This is a genomic window from Streptomyces xiamenensis (genome assembly GCF_000993785.3).
GTDB lineage: Bacteria > Actinomycetota > Actinomycetes > Streptomycetales > Streptomycetaceae > Streptomyces > Streptomyces xiamenensis.
The window spans coordinates 5457349-5471698 of sequence record NZ_CP009922.3; the positions used below are offsets into that span (position 1 = coordinate 5457349).

13 protein-coding genes and 2 pseudogenes are annotated in these 14350 nt (G+C 73.7%); 8 read left to right on the top strand and 7 right to left on the bottom strand.

The genetic code is table 11. From position 1 onward, the window contains the following. Positions 1–39: 39 nt before the first annotated feature. Complete coding sequence (locus tag SXIM_RS25050) at positions 40–954, bottom strand: phosphatase PAP2 family protein (protein ID WP_046725914.1); 915 nt, start codon at positions 952–954, stop codon at positions 40–42. A gap of 300 nt (positions 955–1254) precedes the next feature. Between SXIM_RS25050 and SXIM_RS25055 the strand changes: the two genes are divergently transcribed. The 4 genes from SXIM_RS25055 to SXIM_RS25070 all read left to right on the top strand — a co-directional run bounded on the left by SXIM_RS25055 (position 1255) and on the right by SXIM_RS25070 (position 5788). Beyond that, the gene (locus SXIM_RS25055; RefSeq protein WP_030731594.1) at positions 1255–2448 is read left to right on the top strand and encodes an ROK family transcriptional regulator; all 1194 of its coding nucleotides are present in this window, start codon (positions 1255–1257) and stop codon (positions 2446–2448) included. Between the two features lie 131 nt (positions 2449–2579). Continuing rightward, positions 2580–3584: a sugar phosphate isomerase/epimerase family protein gene (locus SXIM_RS25060; RefSeq protein WP_030731597.1), complete on the top strand. Its 1005-nt coding sequence runs from the start codon at positions 2580–2582 to the stop codon at positions 3582–3584. A 126-nt stretch (positions 3585–3710) separates the two neighbouring features. Continuing rightward, positions 3711–5402 (top strand): acyltransferase, encoded by a 1692-nt coding sequence (locus SXIM_RS25065; protein ID WP_046725182.1) that lies wholly within the window; start codon positions 3711–3713, stop codon positions 5400–5402. Positions 5403–5521: 119 nt separating this feature from the next. Beyond that, on the top strand, positions 5522–5788 hold the full coding sequence (locus tag SXIM_RS25070) for a hypothetical protein (protein ID WP_148236164.1): 267 nt from the start codon (positions 5522–5524) through the stop codon (positions 5786–5788). 12 nt (positions 5789–5800) lie between these two features. Here SXIM_RS25070 and SXIM_RS25075 read toward each other — a convergent pair. The 3 genes and pseudogenes from SXIM_RS25075 to SXIM_RS28635 all read right to left on the bottom strand — a co-directional run. Next, positions 5801–6103: pseudogene (locus SXIM_RS25075) on the bottom strand (DUF3626 domain-containing protein); the annotation flags it as partial. Next, positions 6063–6251 carry a hypothetical protein gene (locus SXIM_RS25080; RefSeq protein ID WP_030731605.1) on the bottom strand — a complete coding sequence of 63 codons (189 nt, stop codon included), beginning with the start codon at positions 6249–6251 and terminating at the stop codon, positions 6063–6065. The pseudogene SXIM_RS25075 and the gene SXIM_RS25080, both read right to left, overlap by 41 nt. A 105-nt stretch (positions 6252–6356) precedes the next feature. Then, positions 6357–7124 (bottom strand): histidine kinase dimerization/phosphoacceptor domain-containing protein, encoded by a 768-nt coding sequence (locus tag SXIM_RS28635; protein WP_046725916.1) that lies wholly within the window; start codon positions 7122–7124, stop codon positions 6357–6359. 138 nt (positions 7125–7262) lie between these two features. Between SXIM_RS28635 and SXIM_RS25090 the strand changes: the two genes are divergently transcribed. From SXIM_RS25090 to SXIM_RS25105, 4 genes and pseudogenes are all read left to right on the top strand, one after another. Beyond that, on the top strand, positions 7263–8474 hold the full coding sequence (locus SXIM_RS25090) for an MBL fold metallo-hydrolase (RefSeq protein ID WP_078847030.1): 1212 nt from the start codon (positions 7263–7265) through the stop codon (positions 8472–8474). Positions 8475–8651: 177 nt separating this feature from the next. Next, positions 8652–9437, top strand: a complete 786-nt coding sequence (locus SXIM_RS25095) for an SDR family NAD(P)-dependent oxidoreductase (protein WP_030731613.1) — start codon at positions 8652–8654, stop codon at positions 9435–9437. Continuing rightward, complete coding sequence (locus SXIM_RS25100; RefSeq protein ID WP_030731616.1) at positions 9434–10447, top strand: aldo/keto reductase; 1014 nt, start codon at positions 9434–9436, stop codon at positions 10445–10447. Before SXIM_RS25095 ends, SXIM_RS25100 begins: the two co-directional genes overlap by 4 nt. Next, positions 10444–10863: pseudogene (locus SXIM_RS25105) on the top strand (amidohydrolase family protein); the annotation flags it as partial. The gene SXIM_RS25100 and the pseudogene SXIM_RS25105, both read left to right, overlap by 4 nt. On the opposite strand, the gene SXIM_RS25110 reads toward SXIM_RS25105, so the two are convergent. The 3 genes from SXIM_RS25110 to yicI all read right to left on the bottom strand — a co-directional run bounded on the left by SXIM_RS25110 (position 10863) and on the right by yicI (position 14338). Next, positions 10863–11168, bottom strand: a complete 306-nt coding sequence (locus SXIM_RS25110; RefSeq protein ID WP_030731623.1) for a DUF3140 domain-containing protein — start codon at positions 11166–11168, stop codon at positions 10863–10865. The pseudogene SXIM_RS25105 and the gene SXIM_RS25110 sit on opposite strands and share 1 nt — an antisense overlap. An 86-nt stretch (positions 11169–11254) precedes the next feature. Continuing rightward, entirely contained in the window at positions 11255–11896 is a 642-nt protein-coding gene (locus tag SXIM_RS25115) for an HhH-GDP family DNA glycosylase (protein WP_043177275.1), read from the bottom strand. A gap of 126 nt (positions 11897–12022) precedes the next feature. Further along, positions 12023–14338, bottom strand: a complete 2316-nt coding sequence (yicI, locus tag SXIM_RS25120; protein ID WP_046725184.1) for an alpha-xylosidase — start codon at positions 14336–14338, stop codon at positions 12023–12025. Between the last annotated feature and the right edge of the window lie 12 nt (positions 14339–14350).

Genomic DNA, 14350 nt, shown 5'->3' on the forward strand with positions numbered 1-14350 from the left:
CCCGCGCACACCACCCGCGCCGGACCGGCGCGTACCGCCTCAGCCGTCCCGGTGGGCCAGATCCGCCGGCCGTGCGGCGGAGGGCTCCGCGCCGGCGGATTCCTCGCGTTCGGGCGCGGGCCGCACCGGGGCGGCCCCCGGTGGCCGGTGCGGCTCCGCCGCGGGCCGCCACAGGGTCAGCGGCGTCCGCACCGCCGCGGCGAGTGAGGCGCGTGGCGGGCGCAGGACGAGCAGGATGACGCCGAGGAAGAACGCGGCCACCATGCCGTCCAGCCAGTAGTGGTGGCCGGTGGCCACCACCGCCGTGCTGGTGATCAGCGGGTGCAGCAGCCACAGCCAGCGCCAGCGGCTGCGGGTGGCGACGATCAGCCCGACGGCGATGAGGATCGACCAGCCGACGTGCAGCGAGGGCATGGCGGCGAACTGGTTGGCCAGCGAGTTGGGGTCCGGCTTGCTGGCGTACACCGAGGGCCCGAACACCGCGCTGGTGTCCACCAGTCCGCTGACCTTGTACAGCCGGGGCGGGGCCAGCGGCACCAGCAGATGCAGCACCAGGCCGGCGCCGGTGAGCCACACCAGAACCCAGCGGATCCACACGTAGAAGCCGGGGCGGCGCCAGTACATCCAGATGATGAACGCGACGGTGGCCGGGAAGTGGACGGTGGCGTAGTAGATGTTGATGGACCGGATCACCGGCTCGAAGTGCATCATCACCGACTGCACCCACGCCTCGTCGGGCATGCGCAGGGCGCGTTCGAGGTCCCAGACCCGTTCGGCGTTCTGGTACGCCTCGCTGAACTGGCCGTTGGCCGCCCGTCTGCCGAACTTGTACCCGAGATAGAGCACGGTCAGGAGCAGCAGCTCCCTGATCAGCGGCGGACGTGGCGTGGGCGCGGCTGGTTCTCGCTTCCACGCGGTCGCCGCCCGCTTGAGCACCTGGGTACTGCTTCGCATGGGGCGGTCCCGGGGGGAGAAGTGAACGGAGGTGGTGCGCGACGGCACGGCGGGGTCCTTGGGCCGTGTGTCGCCCGGGTGTTCCTGGATCGGGCAGTCTAGGCGTTCCGCGCGACCCGCTCCGGGGTCGTGCGGCTTGTCGCGCCAGACTTTGTCCAGAAACAGGAAAAAGGTGGACCGAACTTTGCCGAACTTCTTCCCGTCGCGGCTTCGCGCTGTTACCTTCCCCACCGAAGCCCGGCGGCCGGCCGCCGCCCGGGACACCGGTTGCCGACCACGGCGGGAGGGTTCGTGAAGCGTATGACGGCCCGGCCCGCCAACGCCCACCAGGCGCGGCTGCTGCGGCTGCTGCGCGACAGCGGTCCCGCCTCCCGGGCCCAGTTGGGCGAGCGGGTCGAACTCTCCCGTTCCCGGCTGGCGGTGGAACTGGACCGGCTGCTGGCCACCGGTCTGGTGGCCGCCGACGGCCTGGCTGCCTCCCGTGGTGGCCGTCCCTCACACAATGTGCGGCTGACCCCACACTTGCGGTTCCTCGGTGTGGACCTCGGCGCCACCTCGGTGGATGTCGCGGTGACCGGACCCGAGTTGGAGATTCTGGCCCACCGCACCCGCCCCGTCGACGTCCGTGACGGGCCGGTGGCCGTCCTCGAACAGGTGCTGGCGCTGGCCGCCGAACTGCGCACCGCCACCGGCGGCGCGGCCTTCGACGGCGCCGGGGTCGGCCTGCCGGGACCGGTGCGCCATCCCGAGGGGACGCCGGTGGCCCCGCCGATCATGCCCGGCTGGGACGGGTTCCCGGTCCGCGAGTCCCTGGGGCAGGAACTGGGCTGCCCGGTCATGGTCGACAACGACGTGAACCTGATGGCGCTGGGCGAACGGCACGCCGGAGTCGCCCACTCCGTACGGGACTTCATCTGCGTCAAGATCGGCACCGGTATCGGCTGCGGCATCGTGGTGGACGGCCGGGTGCACCGTGGTGCCACCGGCAGCGCCGGGGACATCGGCCACATCCAGGTCGAACAGGACGGCCGGCCCTGCCCGTGCGGCAACCGGGGCTGCCTGGAGGCGTACTTCGGCGGCGCCGCCCTGGCCGGGGATGCTGAAGCCGCCGCCAGGGCGGGGCATTCCCCGGCGCTGGCCGCCATGCTGGAGGAGCGCGGCACGCTGGACGCGGCGGACGTGGCCGCGGCGGCGAGCGCGGGGGACACCGCCGCCCTCGAACTCATCCGGCTCGGCGGCCTGCGCACCGGCGATGTGATCGCCGCCCTGGTCAGCTTCTTCAACCCCGCGCTGGTGGTGATCGGCGGCGGGGTGACCGGCCTCGGCCACACGCTGCTGGCCGCCATCCGTACCCAGGTCTACCGGCAGTCCCTGCCGCTGGCCACCGGCAACCTGCCCATCGTGCTGGGCGAACTCGGCCCCGTCGCCGGGGTCATCGGAGCCGCCCGGCTCATCAGCGACCACCTCTTCAGCTACCCGCCCGCTCCCCATTGACCGGCCACCGAAGGACCCCCGACCGACCGGCCCGACCCACCCACCCGACCGACCGAACGGAAGGGCCGCCCGCACACCGGCGTGACGGAGCCGCCGTACGCCCCCGCACCTGTCGACAGGAGTTAACCACCATGCCCCGTGACTTCACCCTGTTCACCGGCCAGTGGGCCGACCTCCCCCTGGAGGAGGTCTGCTCGCTGGCCCGCGACTTCGGCTACGACGGACTGGAACTCGCCTGCTGGGGCGACCATTTCGAGGTCGACCGCGCACTGAAGGAGCCCGGCTACCTGGAGGGCCGGCACGCCCTGCTCGCCAAGTACGGCCTCAAGTGCTGGGCCATCTCCAACCACCTGGTCGGCCAGGCGGTGAGCGACGCCATCATCGACGAACGCCACCAGAACATCCTGCCCGCCCGGATCTGGGGCGACGGCGAGGCCGAGGGCGTACGGCAGCGCGCCGCCGCCGAGATCGCCGACACCGCCCGGGCCGCCGCCGCCTTCGGCGTACAGACCGTCATCGGTTTCACCGGCTCGCCCATCTGGCACCTGGTCGCGATGTTCCCGCCGGTGCCGCCGTCCATGATCGAGCGCGGCTACGCCGAGTTCGCCGAGCGCTGGAACCCCATCCTGGACGTCTTCGACGCCGAGGGCGTGCGGTTCGCCCACGAGGTGCACCCCGGCGAGATCGCCTACGACTACTGGACCACCCGGCAGACCCTGGACGCCATCGGCAACCGCCCGGCGTTCGGCCTCAACTTCGACCCCAGCCACTTCGTGTGGCAGGACCTGGACCCGGCGGGCTTCCTGTACGACTTCCGGGACCGCATCTACCACGTGGACTGCAAGGAGGCCCGCAAGCGCCTCGACGGCCGCACCGGGCGGCTCGGCTCCCACCTGCCGTGGGGTGACCCCCGCCGCGGCTGGGACTTCGTCTCCGCGGGCCACGGTGACGTCGCCTGGGAGGACGTCTTCCGGATGCTGGGCGCCATCGGCTACGAGGGCCCCATCTCCGTGGAGTGGGAGGACGCCGGGATGGACCGGCTCGCGGGCGCCCCCGAGGCGCTGGCCCGGCTGCGCGCGTACGACTACCCGCCGCCGGCCGCCTCCTTCGACGCGGCGTTCGGCAGCGGCGACTGAGGGCCGCTCACCGGCTGCGCCCGGGTCCCGGACACCTCCTTGCCCGGGGCCCGGGGGCGCGTCTAGCGTTTGAACCGATTCATACTTCGACGCCCGCGCACCCCAGCCCCAGGTGAGGCCCTCCGGATGAACCACCACGACGACGACCGGCTCGACTTCCTTCCCTGGCTCTTCGAGGCCGAGGCCACCGAGGAGCAGCGCGCCGCCCAGCGCGAGCGCCAGCGGCTGCTGACCGCCGCGGGCACCGCCGAGATCGGCGAGCGCTGCTACGTCTCCGCGCGCGCCGCCGTCCACCCCGACCGGCTGCGCCTGGGGGAGGGGTCCTACGTCGCCGCCCACGCCTATCTCACCGGTACCCTCACCACCGGCGCCGACTGCACCTTCAACCCCTTCACCACCGTGCGCGGCACCGTCACCCTCGGCGAGGCGGTCCGGATCGGCGCCCACACCTCCCTGCTGGGCTTCAACCACTCCACCGCGCCGGAGCGGCGCATCCACCAACAGGCCACCACCAGCCGGGGGATCACCATCGGCGACGACGTGTGGATCGGCTCGCAGGTGGTGATCCTGGACGGGGTCACCATCGGCGACCACTGCGTCATCGGAGCCGGTGCCGTGGTCACCCGGGATGTCCCCGACTGGGCCATGGTCGGCGGCAACCCCGCCCGCTTCATCCGCGACCGCCGCGACCGGGACGGCAAGCGGCGGAGCGCGGCCGGTGGCGGAGGCCGCGAGGAACGGCTCACCCGCTTCGCCGACACCGCCCGTGCGCAGGCCCCCGGCATCCTCGAACGCGCCTGGGACGGCGCCGCCTACCGCGACCGGCCCGGCGCGGAGCCGACCGTCCGCGCGCACTGCGACGCGATCGAGATCGCCGACCTGCTGCTGGACGCCGCCCCCGCGCAGCTGCCGGCCGAACGGCACGTCGCCCTGCTGCGCGCGCTCCAGGACCCGGCCACCGGACTGGTGCCGGAGAAGGGCGGCCCGCTGCCCGCGCCGGACCCCGACGGCTTCGTCGACGACGGTGCCGCGCTCTACCACATCCTGTCCGTGGGCTACGCCCTCGACCTGCTCGGCGGTTCCTTCGAACACCCGGTCCGAGCCGTCGGCGGGCTCTCCGCCGCGCGGCTGCTGGAACGCCTGGCGAACCAGCCCTGGGACGAACGCGCCTGGCACGCGGGGAGCTGGGTGGACGCGGTGGCCACCGCCGCGCACTGGAACCTGACACTGGGCACCGAACCGGCGGGCCCCGGCGCGCTGGAGGCGCTGTTCGGCTGGCTGCTCACCCGCGCCGACCCCCGTACCGGCATGTGGGGCGGCACCCGCCCCGACCAGGGGAAGCTCCAGCTCGTCAACGGCTACTACCGGCTGACGCGCGGCTCCTTCGCCCAGTTCGGGGTCCCCGTACCGCACCCCGAACGGGTCATCGACACGGTGCTCGACCACGCCCGCGACCCGCGCTGGTTCGGCCCCGGGCGCGACAACGCCTGCTATGTCCTGGACGTCGCCCACCCCTTGTGGCTGGCGGGGCGGCAGAGCACGCACCGCGCCGAGGAGATCCGGCGCTGGGCCGGGGCCCAGCTGGACCGCACCCTGGAACTGTGGCACCCCGGCCAGGGATTCGGCTTCGGCCCCACCCCGGAGGGCGGCGGACCCGGCCGCGCCCCGGGGCTCCAGGGCACCGAGATGTGGCTGGCCATCGTCTGGCTGCTCGCCGACCTCACCGGCCAGGCCGACCTGCTCGGCTACCGCCCGCGCGGCGTGCACCGCCCGGACCCCGCCAGAACCGGCCCGGCCGCCTGGGCGCCGCGCCGCTGAGCACGGCACCGCCGGGGGCGCGGAGCCGGGAACCGGCGGGCGCGGGGCGGCGGCAGGTGTGAGGCGCGCGTACTGGAGAAGGAGTACTACGAGTCCGCACCATGACCCCGGAGGCTGACATGGACCACGCACCCGCCCCAGCGATCACCGCCTTCCACGTCCGGACCCTGCTCGCCTCCCCGGCCGATGACCCGGTGCTGTACGTCGACTCCGGGGAGGCACCCAGGATCGAGGTCTGGGCGGCGGAGGACGTGAACCGCTCGACGGTGGTCATCACCCGGCAGCAGCTCATCGACTGGATCGGCGACCAGCCGGGCGACAGCGCCGTCCACGAGATCCTGCCGGATCTCCAGGACATGGCGGACAAGGCCGTCGGCCCCTCCTGACCGGCGCGGCCCTCAGCCCGCCGGACCTGCCGCTCCGCCCGGACCGTCGAGGACCGCCCCCCGGGCCGGTGCCGGGCGCGCCGTCTGCCCGGCGGCGGTGCCCGGCGCCCCGAAACGCGCCAGGCGGTGCCACACCTTCTTGAGCGCCTGCGGGTCGTGGTCACCGGTCCGCGCCGCGTCCGCGACGACGTGCGGATCGAGTACGCCGCCGACGGCGATCCGTGCGCCCAGGTCGACGTACTCGGGACCGCGATAGCCGGAATGCCGCAGGAGTTCACGCACCTCCAGCCGGAACCCGGGGTGCCACGGCCATGGTGTCCAGGATCGGCCGGCCGTCGCACAGCCGGTCCGGGTGGAAGGTGAGGGTCACCCGCAGCCCCGGATCCAGCGGAGGGCCAAAGGCCCGCCCGGCGACATGGGCCAGGGCCCGTTCCTGCGCGCCGCGGGGGGTCGCCGGGCTCATCCGCCCAGTGTTCCCCACACCGCCCGACCGCAGCACGCGGATTGTCCCCGGCCGCCTCGCACACCATGCTCCCTGGGTACTTCCTGGAGGGCTTTTCCGGCGGTGTCAGTCGCCCTGCCGCAGCAGCACCCGCGCCTGGCGCAGCTCGTGCTTCGAGGCGTGGCCCGCTTCCGATATCGCCTCCAGCGCCTGCCCGGCCTGGTCCGGCGATGTCGCCAGCACCCGCCCGGCGGCGTCCGCCTGCACCACCATGCCCGCCAGCCGGTGTCCGGTGATGTCGTACATCTCGCGGCAGATCTCCACCCGCGTGGTGACCAGCGCCGCCCGCCGGCAGGTGGCGTCCAGGCTGGCCTGGGAGGCGGCGCGTTCGGCGAGCTGCCGGCGGTAGCCGCGCCGGAACCGGGCCCGGTGGCCCAGCGCCCAGCTCAGCGTGAACGGCACCGACAGCCACAGCACCACCCCGAACGCCATCCGCAGCGGATCGGGCTGGCTCGCCGCGGTCACCACCCCCGCCAGCAGCGCGGTCGTCAGCCCGCCCAGCAGCGCCAGCCGCGCCGCCCAGGGCGCGCCGTGGCTGGCGGCCGTCGCTATCGCCACGAACACCGCGAACATCGTGCTCAGCGGGCCGAAGCCCAGCACGATCTGCACCACGCACACCACCAGCGCCAGCAGCAGCACCTTTTCCGGACTGCGCCGGCGCACCGCCACCGCAGCCGACATGATCGCCCCGACCACCAGCGCCACCACCGCCGCCGAGTCCCGCAGCTCGGGATCCACCGCGATGTGCCACCCGCACAGGAGCAGCAGCAGGAGGGCCCACCCGCCATCGGCGTTGATCGGAAGACGGCGCTTGCTGGCCCGGGTGCGATCCATGGACGTCACCCTACGGTCGCTCCCGACCGGGGGAGTCAGCCGGGCGATCGATTTTTCGGCCCCCGCCCGACCACACACGGCAACGGACTCGACACCCCGTTCGGTTACAGTGACCGGAGGTATGGCGAGGAGGTCATCGTGTCCGCAACATCCTCAGGCCGGCGCTCCACCCCCGGGGCGCGGTCCGCCGGTGTCGTCAACAGGGTGCGGCCCGACTCCTTCGGCGCCGACCCGACCGGCGAACGGCTGGCCAGGATCCGGCGCTCACCCCAGTTCCGCGACGGCGCGTTCCGCAACGAGAAGCCCGTCGGCGCCACCCCGAACTCCCCGCTGCGGATGGCCAGGGACTTCACCCGCCGGGCCGACCGGGTACGCCGTCGTCCCACTGCCGCGCCCCCGCTGGCCCGTCCCGCCTTCGCCCCCGCACCCGGCGAGGCGGGTCCCGTCGCCGCGTCGGGGCTGCGCCTGACCTGGCTCGGCCACGCCACCGTGCTCGCCGAGATCGACGGGCACCGGGTGCTGTTCGACCCGGTGTGGGGCGAGCGCTGCTCGCCCGTCGGCTTCGCCGGGCCCCGGCGGCTGCACCCGGTGCCGCTGCCGCTGGCCGAACTCGGGCCGCTGGACGCCGTGGTCATCTCCCACGACCACTACGACCATCTGGACATGCCCACCGTCAAGGCGCTGATCGACACCGGCGCCCCCTTCGCCGTACCGCTGGGGGTCGGCGCCCACCTGGAGCACTGGGGCGTGCCCGCCGAGCGGATCACCGAACTGGACTGGTGGGAGTCCACCACGGCCGGCGAGCTGACCCTGACCGCCACCCCGGGACAGCACTTCTGCGGGCGCGGGATGCGCAACACCGGGCTGACCCTGTGGGCTTCGTGGGCGGTCACCGGGCCGCGGCACCGGATCTTCCACAGCGGTGACACCGGCTACTTCCCCGGTTTCGCCCGGATCGGTGCCGAACTCGGCCCGTTCGACGCCACGATGATGCAGATCGGCGCCTACAGCGCGGAGTACTGGCCGGACATCCACATGACCCCGGAGGAAGGGGTAAGGGCGCACCTGGATCTGAGCGGCCCGGCGGGCGAGCCAGGCGTGCTGCTGCCCATCCACTGGGGGACGTTCAACCTGGCGCTGCATCCGTGGGACGAGCCCGCCGAGCGGACGCTCGCCGAGTGCGAACGGCAGGGCGTGCGCGCGGTGGTGCCCCGGCCCGGCGCCTCCTTCGAACCGGCCGCCCCGCCCGCCCCCGACCTGTGGTGGCGTGCCATCGCCCGGCAACCCGCCCCCGTACGGCGGCCGGGCGGCGTCCCGGCGCCCAAGCCGACGGGAGCGGTGGGCGACTGACGCGGGGTCGGGGCGGCCGGTGTCTTGTGCCGCCCCCGGGCGGCTTCTAGGGTTTCCACGCGGTGAGCGGCCCTGCCGTCCGCACCGCCGAACCCGCCGATCCGGAAGGCAGCCGATGCCCCTCGTCACGGCCCCGCGCCCCCAGCCCCGTACCGGCAGCGACCGGCGGGCGGACCGATGAGCGCCCCCGGTGAACTCGCCGGGCTGCGCGCCCTGGTCACCGGCGGCGGCTCCGGCATCGGCCTGGCCACCGCCCGGCTGCTCGCCGCCCGGGGCGCCGACGTCGCCGTACTGGACCTCGACCCCGCCCCGGCCACCGCACCGCTGCGCGGCTACCGCGCGGACGTGGCCGACGACATCTCCGTGCGCGCGGCCGTCTCCGCCGCCGGCACCGCGCTCGGCGGCCTCGACATCCTCGTAAACAACGCCGGCATCGGCGCGGCCGGCACCGTCGAGGACAACAACGACGAGGAGTGGCACCGGGTCTGGGACATCAACGTGCTGGGCATCGTGCGCACCACCCGTGCCGCCCTGCCGCTGCTGCGCGCCTCCGAGCGGGCCGCCGTCGTCAACACCTGCTCCATCGCCGCCACCGCCGGGCTGCCGCAGCGTGCTCTGTACTCGGCCACCAAGGGCGCCGTCCTCTCGCTCACCCAGGCGATGGCGGCCGACCACATCGCCGAGGGCATCCGCGTCAACTGTGTCAACCCCGGTACGGCCGACACTCCCTGGGTCGGCCGGCTGCTCGCGGCGGCCGAGGACCCCGAGGCCGAACGCGCCGCGCTGACCGCACGTCAGCCCATGGGGCGGCTGGTGAGCGCCGAGGAGGTGGCCGCGGCCATCGCCTACCTGGCCTCGCCCGCCGCCGGATCCGTCACCGGCACCGCGCTCGCCGTCGACGGGGGCATGGCCGGGCTGCGACTGCGCCCGCGCGGTGGCGACGCGCCGGACCGTTCCTCATGACGCTCCGCCGCCGCCGGCTGCGGGGCGGCCTCACCTTCAGCGAACTCTCCCTCGGCGGCGCACCGCTGGCCGGCCTGGGCTCCCCGGTGTCCGGGGAACAGGCCCGGCAGACCGTGGACACCGCCTGGGAACTGGGCATCCGCGGCTTCGACACGGCACCGCACTACGGGATCGGCCTGTCCGAGCGCCGGCTCGGCGCGGCGCTGGCCCACCGGCCCCGCGCCGAACTGACGCTCTCCACCAAGGTCGGCCGGCTGCTGGTGCCCCACGAGGGGAAGGCCGCGGCGGGCGACGACGGCGCGTACGGGTTCCCCGGTGTCCCGGCCACCCACCGCAGGCAGTGGGACTTCACGGCCGACGGCGTACGGCGCTCCCTGGAGGCCAGCCTGGAACGTCTCGGCCTGGACCGCGCCGACCTGGTCCTGCTGCACGACCCGGACGACCACGAGCACCAGGCGCTCACCGAGGCCTACCCCGCGCTGGAACGGCTGCGCGCCGAGGGCACGGTCGGCGCCATCGGTGTCGGCATGAACCAGTCGGCGATGCCGGCCCGCTTCGTACGGGACACCGACATCGACGTGGTCCTGCTGGCGGGCCGCTACACCCTCCTGGACCAGGACGGGCTGAGCGAACTGCTGCCGGCCGCCGCGGCCCGTGGCGTGGGCGTCGTCATCGGCGGGGTCTTCAACAGCGGACTGCTCGCCGACCCCCGCCCCGGCGCCTCCTACGATTACCGCCCGGCCCCCGAGCCGCTGCTGCGCCGTGCCCTGCGGATCAAGGACATCGCCGCCCGGCACGGCGTACCGCTGCGCGCCGCCGCCCTGCGCTTCCCGCTGGGGCACCCGGCCGTGGTGAGTGTGCTGGTCGGCGCGCGGTCGGCTGCCGAGGTGCGGGACGCGGTGGCGATGTCCGGGCATCCGGTCCCGGACGGACTGTGGGAGGAACTGCGCGCCGAGGGGCTGCTGCCCCCGCACGCTCCGGTCCCGGCCGGGGCAGAGGAGCGGCGGTGAACGTCATCGACGCGCATCACCATGTGTGGGACCTCGCCGTCCGTGATCAGGAATGGCTCGCCGAACCGGAACTCGCCCCGATCCGCCGCGACTTCTCCCTGGCCGACCTGGCGCCGCCGGCCCGTGCGGCCGACGTGGTGGGCACCGTGCTGGTGCAGACCGTCACGGTCCCCGAGGAAACCCCCGAACTGCTGGCCCTGGCCGCCGGGCAGGTGGACGGCGCCCCGGTGGCCGGGGTGGTCGGCTGGAGTGACCTGTGCGACCCGGCCATCGCCGAGAACCTCGCGGCGTTACGCGAACTGCCGGGCGGCGCACGGCTGTCGGGCATCCGCCACCAGGTGCGGGGCGAGCCGGACCCGCACTGGCTGCTGCGCCCGGACGTCCCGCGCGGTCTGGCGGCCGTGGCGGCGGCCGGTCAGCGCAGCGGGTCGTGCCCCAGCGACATCAGCCGGTAGCGTCGCTCGCCCACCCCGGCACCCGCGCCCCCGGTCGCGGTGGCCGACCGCACGGTGGCCAGCACCTCGCGCATCAGCCGCACGTCCTCCGCCGTCAGATCGATCCGGCGCTTGCGCAAAATGGCCAGGACTCCGCGCCCGTGGGTCCGCCCCGGATCACCGCCGGCCGTGCGCAGCCAGGCCGAGAGCTCGTGCGAGGTCATGTTCACCACGCCACGGAACTCCGCCCACAGCGTGTCCAGCTCGCCCGCATCGATCCCGCTCATCCGTCCTCCCGCGCGCCGTGGCATGCATGCCCCGCTGTGGGTCCCCGGATGGATGAGCGTGAAAACCCACCGCACGGCGCGCACTGTCAGTTGCGCGCCAGAGAACGTACATCCTCGGCCAGGCCCTTGTTGAGCGCGACCCGCACCAGCCCCGCCGTCAGCCGCGGCAGCTCCCGCTGCCCCACCAGCCGGTTCAGCGCGCGCGGCGAACGCGGCAGCCCCACCCGCTGCGCCCCGTCCAGCGCCTTGCCGTCGATGTAGGGCGCGTACCGGGGCCACACGCCCTGTACCTCCCGCAGGAAGATGGTCGCCCCCAGCGGGCCGATGCCGGGAAACTCCTGGAGCCGTTCGCCGACATCCCCGGGCTCCTCGCGCAGCCGCCGCAGATCCCCGCCGTACCGGTCCAGCAGCAACCGGGCTCCGTCCCCCAGCTGGGTGGCGGTCCGCTCGTCGTAGCGGCGGTAGTGCCCCACCCCCAGCGCGTCGACCCGCTGCTGCCAGGTGGCGTCCGCCATGGCGCGCGGCGTGCGCATCCCGGCGTCGAACAGCGCCCGGGCGGCGGCCACCGCCACATCGGCCTTGATCCGCGCGGACAGCAGATGCGACAGCACCAGCACCTGGTACAGCGGCGCCGGTGTGTCCTTCAGCCGGATGCCGGCCTGCTCCGCGTACGTCTGGCCGCACTCCTCCACCACGGCCCGCGCCAGCGCCTCGGTCTTCGCACTCACCGGATCCCTCCTCGGGTCAGCCCTCCCCGCGACGGACGATCCGCCCCCGGGTGCCCGCTCGCGGCCCGCCCACACACCACGGAGCCCCGCGACCTGCGGGCAGGTCGCGGGGCTCCGTGGACCGCGTCAGACGGCCGTGCGCACCGTCAGCGAGGAGCTGCCCGCGCCGGCGGCGACCGGGGCGGCGTAGCCGTCGGGGCCCGCCAGCTGCACCTGCCAGGGGCCGAGCGCCGCGCCCTGGGCCGCCTCGGCGGTGACCGTCACCGCGTCGCCGTCCCGCCGGGTGCGGAAGGTGACCGCCGTGGAGCCGTCGGGCGCCGGCAGCGCCGTCACCGTCTCCACACCGTCCGCCGGGGCGTGCACCCGCAGCGTCACCCCGTCCGCCCAGTCGTACTCCACCCCTTCGGCGGCGCGCTCCGCGTCACCGAGCGGGATCACCGAGCCGGGCCGGGCCAGCAGCGGCAGGGAGTCGAAGCCGAAGTGGTCCCGCCGCCAGCCCGGACCCTGGATCTGCTCCCCGCTCAGCAGATGTGTCCAGGTCCCGGCCGGTACGTAGTACTCGACCTCGCCGCCGGCCGACAGCACCGGCGCCACCAGCAGATCCCCGCCGAGCATGTACTGCCGGTCAAGGGTGTGGGTGGCCGGATCGTGCGGGAACTCCAGCACCATCGCCCGCATCACCGGCGTACCGTGCTGCCGGGCCCGCACCCCCGCCTCGAACAGGTACGGCATCAGCCGGTGCTTGAGCCGGGTGAAGTCCCGGGTGACCGTCACCGCCTCCTCGTCGTAGTCCCACGGGACGCGGTAGGAGTTGGAGCCGTGCAGCCGGCTGTGCGAGGACAGCAGTCCGAACTGCACCCAGCGCTTGAAGACCTCGGGCGTCGGGGTGCCCTCGAAGCCGCCGATGTCGTGGCTCCAGAACCCGAAGCCGGACAGCCCCAGCGACAGACCGCCGCGCAGCGACTCCGCCATCGCCGTGAACGTCGACTCGCAGTCGCCGCCCCAGTGCACCGGGAACTGCTGCCCGCCCGCCGTCGCCGAGCGCGCGAACAGCACCGCCTCGCCCTCACCGCGCGCCTCGGTCAGCACCTCGAAGACCGCCTCGTTGTACAGCTGCGTGTAGTAGTTGTGCATCCGCTGCGGCTCGGAACCGTCGTGCCACACCACATCGGTGGGGACGCGCTCCCCGAAGTCCGTCTTGAAGCAGTCCACGCCCTGCCCCAGGAGCGTGCGCAGCTTGTCCTGGTACCAGGTGCGCGCCGCGGGGCTGGTGAAGTCCACCAGGCCCATGCCGGCCTGCCACAGGTCCCACTGCCACACGTCGCCGTTCGCCTTGCGCACCAGATGGCCCAGCGCCTTGGCCTCGGCGAACAGCGGCGACTTCTGCCCGATGTACGGGTTGATCCACACGCAGATCCGCAGCCCGCGGTCGTCCTTGAGCCTTCGCAGCATCCCCTCCGGGTCCGGGAAGACGTCCGGGTCCCAGGTGAAGTCGCACCACTGGTACTCCTTCATCCAGAAGCAGTCGAAGTGGAAGACGCTCAGCGGGATCTCGCGCTCGGCCATACCGGACACGAAGCGGTTGACGGTCGCCTCGTCGTAGTCGGTGGTGAACGACGTCGACAGCCACAGGCCGAACGACCAGGCCGGCGGCAGCGCCGGACGGCCCGTCAGCGCCGTGAAGCGGTCCAGGATCTCCTTGGGCGTGGGCCCGTGGATCACCAGGTACTCGATGGACTGGTCCTCCACGCTGAACTGGACCTGGCCCACCGACTCCGAGGCGATCTCGTAGGACACCTTGCCCGGGTGCCGCACGAAGACGCCGTAGCCGCGGTTGGTGAGATAGAACGGGATGTTCTTGTACGCCTGCTCGCTGGCGGTGCCGCCGTCGGCCTGCCAGATGTCCACGGTCTGGCCGTTCTTGGTGAACGGAGTGAACCGCTCGCCCAGCCCGTACACCAGCTCGCCGATGCCCAGCGACAGCTGCCCCAGCGCGTGGTGTTGGCCGTTGTCGGTGACCGCGAAGCCGGTCCCGCGCTTCTCGGCGGAGGTCAGCACCGTGCCGTCCGCCAGGAAGTCCAGGCGCCAGGGCCCCTCGGTGTCCACCCGCAACGCGAGAGAACCGCTGGACAGTTCGAGGACCGAGCCGTCCCGGGTGACCTTCCCCGGCGCGTCCGCCGGGTCCGGAAGCAGCGCGAACTCGGGGCCGCGCTCGACCGCCCCGGCGTGATGGGTGGAGCGCACCGAGATCACCCCCTCGGCGGGCGAGGAGCACTCCACCGTCACCAGCGCGCTGTTGAGCGTGTGGCCGCGGCGCTCCACGTGCCGCACCGGGGCGTAGAGGGTGAATCTGCCGTCCGCGACCACGGCATCCCCGACCTCCGTGGCGTAGGACAGCTTCACGCCCTCTCGCGTCAGCCAGTAGCCATCGGTGAACTTCACTGCTTCTCCTGC